General features: G+C 74.4%; 4 protein-coding genes. All 4 read right to left on the bottom strand.

All coding sequences use genetic code 11. The features are described 5' to 3' along the window. Positions 1-191 precede the first annotated feature (191 nt). On the bottom strand, positions 192-1,145 hold the full coding sequence (locus AOK23_RS04880) for a bifunctional riboflavin kinase/FAD synthetase (RefSeq protein ID WP_079049295.1): 954 nt from the start codon (positions 1,143-1,145) through the stop codon (positions 192-194). Between the two features lie 127 nt (positions 1,146-1,272). Further along, the gene (locus AOK23_RS04875; protein ID WP_055711505.1) at positions 1,273-5,214 is read right to left on the bottom strand and encodes a trypsin-like peptidase domain-containing protein; all 3,942 of its coding nucleotides are present in this window, start codon (positions 5,212-5,214) and stop codon (positions 1,273-1,275) included. Positions 5,215-5,504: 290 nt separating this feature from the next. Next, positions 5,505-6,419, bottom strand: coding sequence for a tRNA pseudouridine(55) synthase TruB (gene truB, locus AOK23_RS04870; RefSeq protein ID WP_055711504.1), 915 nt, complete (start codon positions 6,417-6,419; stop codon positions 5,505-5,507). Next, a partial coding sequence (locus AOK23_RS04865) for a ribosome-binding factor A (protein ID WP_338056430.1) occupies positions 6,416-6,682 on the bottom strand: 267 nt, incomplete at its 5' end. The genes AOK23_RS04865 and truB, both read right to left, overlap by 4 nt.

Here is a 6,682-nt window from a genome sequence, read left to right as displayed (position 1 = left end):
GACTCCTCCGCCCCACCCCGGCCAGCCGCTCTACGGCCACCCGGCGCCGGGCCAGCCGTACCCGCCCCAGCAAGGCCAGACCCCGCCGCCCACCGCACCCCCGCAGCAGTAGCGGGAGCAGGTTCAGGGGCAGACCGGAGCAACGGAAAGGCCCGTACCGTCCTCGACGGTACGGGCCTTTCCGTATGGGGCTACTCCCCTTCGTACGCCGCGATCAGCTCACGGCACTTCTTCACGTCCTCCGCCATCGCCACGAGCAGCGCCTCCAGCGACTCGAACTTCGCCTGTCCCCGCACGAACGCGAGGAAGTCGACGGCCACGTGGAGCCCGTACAGATCGAGGCCGACGCGGTCGATCGCGTACGCCTCGACCGTGCGCTCGGTGCCGTCGAACTGCGGGTTCGTGCCGACGGAGATCGCGGCCGGCATGGCCTCGCCGTCGACGTGCAGCCAGCCGGCGTACACACCGTCGGCGGGGATCGCGGTGTGCGGGAGGGTCTCGACGTTGGCCGTGGGGAAGCCCAGCTCACGGCCGCGCTGGGCGCCGCGTACGACGACCCCCTCGACGCGGTGGGGACGCCCGAGGATCTCCCGTGCGCCCTCGACGTCGCCCTCGGCGATCAGCCGCCGGGTCAGGGTGGAGGAGAAGGGCTCGCCGCCGCCCGCCTCACCGGTGACGTACAGGTCGACGACCTCGACGTCGAAGTCGTACGTCTTGCCCTGCTCGGTGAGGAACAGCACGTCCCCGGCGGCCTTGTGGCCGAAGCGGAAGTTGGGGCCCTCGACGACGGCCTTGGCGTGCAGCTTGTCGACCAGGACCTTGACCACGAAGTCGGCCGGGGACAGCCGGGAGAACTCCGTCGTGAAGGGCAGGACCAGCACCGCGTCCACACCCAGCTCGGCCATCAGTTCGGCGCGGCGGTGGTGCGGGGCGAGCAGCGGCGGGTGCGTGCCGGGGCGCACCACCTCGCTGGGGTGCGGGTCGAAGGTGACGACGACGGAGGGAACGCCCAGCTCGCGGGCGCGTTCCACGGCGTGCCGGAGGATGAGCTGGTGCCCGCGGTGCACCCCGTCGTAGGAACCGATGGTGACGACGCTGCGCCCCCAGTCCTCGGGGATGTCCTCCAAGCCACGCCAGCGCTGCACTGTGACCGCTCCTCGTCGAACCTGTGTCCGTGGTTGCCTCTACGCAGGTCTAAGGGTGCCATGCCCGCGGGCGTCGGCCCGCATCGGCATCCGGCCTGTGACCGGGAGCACGGTCGAGGCACCCCTCTCAGGCGGGCACCCGCACCCCCGGTTCGCCCGCCAGGTTCTCGATCATCCGGCGGGTGCTCGGCCCCACCACCGCGGCCCATTCCTGCGGTGTGCCGCTGAGCCAGCCCGCCACCAGCTCCGCGAAGCCGGGGATGTGACGGGCGAGGTCGACGAGCGCCCAGTCGAAACGGGTCGCCCCTTCGGGCGTACGGACGAGGAGCCGGCCGACCCGGTGCACCAGTTCCCTGGTGTCCGCGGCGTCTGCCTCGGTGCCGCGGCCGGTGGGGACGCGGGAGGCGGCCACGGCCCGCAGCAGCGCGTCCAGGACGGACGGGTCGCGCTCGGTCGCCATCAGCAGGTCGAGGAACTCGCGGCGCAGCGGCCCGGAGGCGGCGGTGCCCGGCTCGGCGAACACGGCCGCGAGGGCCGCCCGCACCTGTACGGGCCCGTCGACGATGAGCCCGCTGATCAGCGGAAACAGTACGGCGCGGGTCCCCGGGCCGTGCTCCAGCCGCCGCTCGACGTACGCGGCGGCATGCCCGGCCGTCTCCGGGCGCAGCTCCACGATCTCCCGTACGAGGCCGCTGACGCGCCGGGCGAGCGCGGGAGTAGTGATCTCGGCGAGCGTGCGCAGGGCCCCGCCGTCGGCGCCGGGTGCCCGCAGCCGGGTGCGGAAGGCGTCCAGCACGGGGTCGGGGTGGCTGGGCAGGGCGGCGACCAGCGCACTGGCGGGCAGCTGCGGGTCGCCCGCCGCGAACCGCTCCAGCGCCTGCGGGAGGTATCGGGCCCTGGTCCCCGGGTCGCGGACGAGCAGCGCGAGCGCTCCGCCGTGCAGGGTGAGGTCGGCGGAGCGGGCCAGCAGGGAGAGGGCGGCGTGGCGGAGCAGTTCGCGGTCGGCTTCCGTGCGCGTGTGGGGCGCCGTCCGCAGCGCGTACGCCAGGGCCGCCACCCGTCGCGCCGGACGCTCGTCGTGCGCCCACCGGTCCACGGCCCGGCACACGGCCGACGGCTCCTCCTCGGACAGTACGGCGAGCAGCTCGTCCGCGCGACGGTGCGCGCTGTCGACGAGCGTCTCCGTCAGGTCGTCGAGGGCGCTGCGTCGGTGGGTGTGCAGCAGTGCCTGCGCGGCTGTGGCCACGGTCGCGTCGGGCGTGGCGACCAGCGGGGTGTCGTCGGGGAACCAGCGGGTCAGATGCGGGGGTACGCCGGTCGGGTCGGCGGCGAGGAGGCGGGAGACCGCGTCCAGGTAGCGCGGGCCCTCGCCGGTGGCCGGGTCGGCGACGACGAGGCGTCGCAGCAGGTCGAACCGTTCCGGCTCGGGCAGCGGCAGCGCTTCCCAGAAGCCGGGCCCGAACTCCTCGGGCACGCATCGGCCCTGGGTCCGCCAGGCCCCGATCCGCTCGGCGAGGAACCGCAGGACCCTGGTGTACGGCGTCGCGTCGGGCACCCTCAGCAAGACATCGGCGAGGAGGTGCGTGGCCCACCAGGTCGGGTCGTCGGGTGCCGTACGGCCCGGCGGGAGCAGCGCGTCCAGGGCGTCCAGCAACTCCTCCAGCCGTCCGGCGAGTTCGGTCGGCCCCTGCTGACGGCCGAGCAGCAGCAGGGCGTGGACGACGGGGCCGATGCGGTGGCGGGGCACCGGGAGGTTGCGGGTGGCCCGGCGTGCCTGGCGCCGGACGCGTGCCTCGGACGGCATGGTGCCCGAGCCGCGGCGGGCCTCGTCCTGTGCGATCCAGCCCCGGTGCACCAGCGCGTGCAGGGCGGCGTCGAGGTCCAGGTGGGCGCCCTGGATCCAGTCGGCCAGCTCCTCGTGCGCGAAACGGTAGCCCTCGCCCGCCGGGACGAGCAGCCCCTCCGTGAGCACGGCGGAGGCCCAGCCGGTGGTACCGCCGAGCCGCTCTCCCGGCACCGGACCCCAGGGGAACACCGCCTCGAAGGCCGCCCGGTCCAGCTCCCCCTGCCCAGGACCCAGACACCGCCGCGCCGCCTCGTGCACCTGCCCGGAGACCTGCGCCGCGAGCCGCCGTACGGCCGTCCCCCGCATCCCGTTCGCCGCGGCGAGCCGTTCCGCGATGCGCAGGCACATGAGGTCGAGATGGGCGCCGAGCACCTCGTCGCGGTCCGGCACCCGCGCCCACCCCGGCTGCTCCTCGTCCCGGCCGGGCACCCGCGCCCGCCCCGGCTCCTCCGTGCCCCTGCCGCCTCCACGCACGCCAGCGCCCGCCGCCGCTGAGGCACCCGCGCCTCCCGACGAGCCCGCGCCCTCCGACGCGCCCCCGCTCGCGCCCGCGGGCCCGTCCGTGCCGGGCGGTCCGGGCGGTCCGGCTGGGGCGCCATCCCCGCCGTGCCGCCCGGCGCCCCGCTCCGGCAGCGCCGCCCGTACCTCCGACAGGAGCCGCAGGGTGAGCGGATGCCGGGCATCGGCCCCCGCGAGCACCCCTTCCGGAATCCCGTACCGCAGCCGCGCCCGCCGCGCCTCCCCCTCGGTCAGCTCACCCAGCCGTACGCACGGCGGCAGCAACCTCCCCTCGCCCTTGGGCCCACTCCCGTGCAGCGCCTCCGGCGGGAACCGCGCTCCCGCCTGCTCCCAGTACTCGGCCCGGCACGCCACCACGAGCCGCGCCCCGTTCGCCCGCAGCCAGGCGACCGTGCCGTCGGTCCACTCCGCCAGCCGGTGCTCCAGGGCGGGCGGCATCTCCTCAGGACCGTCGAGCAGCAGCAACAACGGCCGCCCCTCCTCCGACGCGAGTCGAGCGAGCCGCTCCGGCCGGATGTCCCCCAACGCACCGTCGTACCGGCCGCCCGCCACCGGCTGCTCGGCCACACAGCCGAACGGGTCGACCACGGAACCGAACGGGTCGACCGGCGCGGTGGAAGTGCCCATACCGGCGGAGACGGTGGCCGTGGCGGAGACAGTGAACGCGGTGGACCCGGTAGACGCGGTTGACTCGGTGGACGCTGCCACGATCCGCCCCGCCCGTTCCAGTGACCGTCGTGCCGCGTCGGCCACCGATCCGTCGTCGGCGAGGAGGTCGGCGCCCCGGAGCCACAGCGTCGGGGTGGGCTCTGTCCCACGGGCGCGTCGGGCGGCGAGGGCCGCGAGTGCTGTCGTACGGCCGCTGCCGGGCGCCCCGACGAGCCCGACGACGGTAGCCGGTCCGTCGGTGAAGTCGGCGAACTCCCGCACGCACTCGGCGCGTTCGACGGGTTCCACGGTGATCGCCGCGGTGGGCCCGGCCGGTGGTCGGGGCCCGTCGGACCCCACCGTGGTGGCCGTCAGCTCCAGGACCCCGGCGAGGTTCAGATCCGTCCCGTAGGCCGGGACGGTCGCCGCGTTGCGCGCGAGGAGGTCGGCCAGTGGCGGTACGGCCCGCCATCCGCGCAGGGGCACGGCGAAGCCGGTGGACCGGTGGAGTGCCTCCAGTGCGGTGCCGAGGACTCCCACCACGGTCCCGGTGGTCATGTCGAGCACGGGCCCACCGGCCGCTCCCCCGCCCGGCCGCAGCGCCTCGCTGCCCGCCGTCCCGATCGCCAACTCCAGGGCACCGGGCAGGAGATGGAAGCCGTCCGGCGCGGTGTAGGTGACGTCGGCCGTGCCCAGCACGCGGGCCTCGCGCCAGCCGCCGGCGGCGATGCGGACATAGGCGCCGACCTCAACCTCGTGGTTCAGCGCGAAGGGCAGCGGATCGACGCAGAGCCCCTCGGTGCGGATCAGCGCGAGATCGAGGGCGGGCAGCGGCGTCACCGCGTCGGACGTCACCACGCAGGTGCGGTCCCCGGTGGTGTGCAGCACGATCCGGGCCAGCCCGTCCACCGCCTCGTGGCTGGTGACGACCGTGCCGTGGTGATCGGCCACGAAGCCCGTGCCGCGCGGCCGTCCCGCAGGATCGGCGACCCGCACCAGGACCTCGTCCCGCGCGGCCCGGCCGTCACCCGTCGCCCGACGGCCCCGTACCGCCATCCCTGACCTCCCCGTCGTACCTCTGTTCCGACGGTAGGCAAGCGAAGATCAGCAGGACAGACCGCTCCGCGAACGCGCCCCCTTCCGCTCCCTCGGTTCACTCCGAGCGCCTGCACGAAGGGGTGAATAGACGTGAGCGGATGGATACACCTCTGGGTGGGGGAACCGAGGGGGGACCGTGGAGCGGCGGGAACAGCACACCCCGTGACCGTCGCTCCACGCTCGCTCCACCGGACCCCACCCCGGTTCCCGGGCCCGCAGCGCACCCAAGGCCGCGGGCTCTCCGGCCCTCAGCCGAAGACGGCCAGGCTCTTGGCCTTGCCCTTCAGGTTCTCCACCAGGGCCAGGAAGCGGCCGTCGGCGTCGAAGACCGCGACGGCGCCGCCGCCCGCGTACTCCTCGGGCATCTCCAGGCGCACGCCGTTCAGCAGGAGCCGGGCCCGCTTGGTGTCCACGTCCCAGCGGGGGAACGCGGCGGCGGCCGCCTCGGCGATCGGCATCACGGTCAGCTCCTCCTGGAGCTGGTCGAGAGTCCGGGCCGAGTCCAGCTTGTACGGACCGACACGGGTCCGGCGCAGGGCGGTGAGGTGGCCGCCGACACCGAGGTCGGCGCCCAGGTCACGGGCGAGGGCCCTGATGTACGTCCCGGAGGAGCACACCACCGACACCACCAGGTCGAGGACGGGGGTGCCGTCCTCGGCGACCGCGTCACGGATGTCGTACACGGCGAAGGAGGAGACGGTGACGGGCCGGGCCGGGATGTCGAAGTCCTCGCCGTCCCTGGCCCGCTTGTACGAGCGCACCCCGTTGATCTTGATGGCGCTGACCTTGGACGGCACCTGCATGATGGCGCCGGTCAGTTTGGCGACCCCGGCGTCGACGGCGTCGCGGGTGACCTTCGACGCGTCGACCGACGCCGTGATCTCGCCCTCGGCGTCGTCGGTGACGGTGGTCTGCCCGAGCCGGATGGTGCCCAGGTACTCCTTCTCGGTGAGCGCGAGATGACCGAGGAGCTTGGTGGCCTTCTCGACACCGAGGACGAGCACACCGGTGGCCATGGGGTCCAGGGTGCCCGCGTGCCCGACCCGGCGGGTCCGTGCGATACCGCGCATCTTGGCGACGACGTCGTGCGAAGTGAAGCCCGACGGCTTGTCGACGATGACAAGTCCGTCGGGCGTGGTGCTCTTCTGGCGCTGCTGGGTCATTCGGCGGCGTCGTCCTCGTCGTCGCCCGGCTTCTTGTACGGGTCGGCGTCACCGGCGTACTTCGCCCCCGAGGCGCTCTCGCGCACCTTGGCGTCCGAGTCACGCGCCTTGTCGAGGAGGTCCTCGATGGTGCGGGCGGTGTCCGGGAGGGCGTCGGCCACGAAGGTGAGGGTCGGCGTGAACTTCACGCCCGCGGCCCGGCCGACCTCGGAACGGAGGATGCCCTTGGCGCTCTCCAGTCCGGCGGCGGCCGCCGCCCGCTC

The organism is Streptomyces torulosus (assembly GCF_001419765.1).
In the GTDB taxonomy this organism is placed as follows: Bacteria; Actinomycetota; Actinomycetes; order Streptomycetales; family Streptomycetaceae; genus Streptomyces; species Streptomyces torulosus.
Note: the sequence above shows the minus strand (reverse complement) of the source record. Positions and strands in the feature narration are given on the sequence as shown.

Bases quoted from the DNA above. Each gene is read 5' to 3' on its own strand.
- truB (WP_055711504.1), bottom strand. From the start codon at position 6,419: ATGACCCAGCAGCGCCAGAAGAGCACCACGCCCGACGGACTTGTCATC.
- AOK23_RS04875 (WP_055711505.1), bottom strand. From the start codon at position 5,214: ATGGCGGTACGGGGCCGTCGGGCGACGGGTGACGGCCGGGCCGCGCGG.